Genomic DNA, 888 nt, shown 5'->3' on the forward strand with positions numbered 1-888 from the left:
GCACCCACACCCTCGAAGTCCGCGCCACCGACCGCACCGGCTACACCCAAACCGACGCCCGGACCCGCCCCATCCCCAACGGCGCCTCCGGCTGGCACTCGGTGGTGGTCACCGTGACCTAACCACCGGCCACACCACCACACCAAACCTGAACGCATTCGCAACATCATTGGGAGAATCCTGTGAACACCCTGCGTATCCGCCGTACCGTCCTCGCCGTCACCGCCGCCTCTGTACTGCCGGTCGCACTGGCCGCCTGCTCCAGCGACAACGGAGCCGGCAGCAAGGACAAGGCGTCCGAGGCGTCCTCAGCCGCGGCCAAGCCGACCAAGGGCAGCGACAGCAGCGGCGGCATGAACACCATGGCCAAGCCCTTCGGCTCGGCCTGCTCCGCTGTCCCCAAGGACGGTAAGGGCAGCTTCGATGGCATGGCCAAGGACCCTGTCGCCACCGCCGCCTCCAACAATCCGGCTCTGTCGACCCTGGTCACCGCGGTGAAGAAGGCCGGTCTGGTCGACACGCTCAACAGCGCCAAGGACATCACCGTCTTCGCGCCGACCAACGATGCCTTCAACAAGATCCCCAAGGCGCAGCTCGACAAGGTCTTTGCGGACAAGGCCATGCTCACCAAGATCCTCACCGGCCACGTCGTCGGTCAGAAGATCGCACCGAAGCAGCTCGGCGACGGTTCCTTCGAGACGCTGGCGAAGAACAAGCTGACCACCGCCGGCTCCGGCGAGTCCTTCATGGTCGACGACTCGGCCAAGGTCGTCTGCGGCAACGTCCAGACCGCCAACGCCACCGTCTACATCATCGACACCGTCCTGCTGCCCAAGAGCTGACAGTTCCTCAGCGCGGGTGCTCCGGCGCATGCCGGGGCACCCTGAG

Annotated in this window: 1 protein-coding gene; it reads left to right on the forward strand. The window is 65.9% G+C overall.

Going from position 1 to position 888, the window contains the following annotated elements:
* Positions 1–182: 182 nt before the first annotated feature.
* Positions 183–842, forward strand: coding sequence for a fasciclin domain-containing protein (locus ABD385_RS41190; RefSeq protein WP_344585407.1), 660 nt, complete (start codon positions 183–185; stop codon positions 840–842).
* Positions 843–888 lie beyond the last annotated feature (46 nt).

Source organism: Streptomyces lunalinharesii, from assembly GCF_039532155.1.
GTDB classification, from domain to species: domain Bacteria; phylum Actinomycetota; class Actinomycetes; order Streptomycetales; family Streptomycetaceae; genus Streptomyces; species Streptomyces lunalinharesii.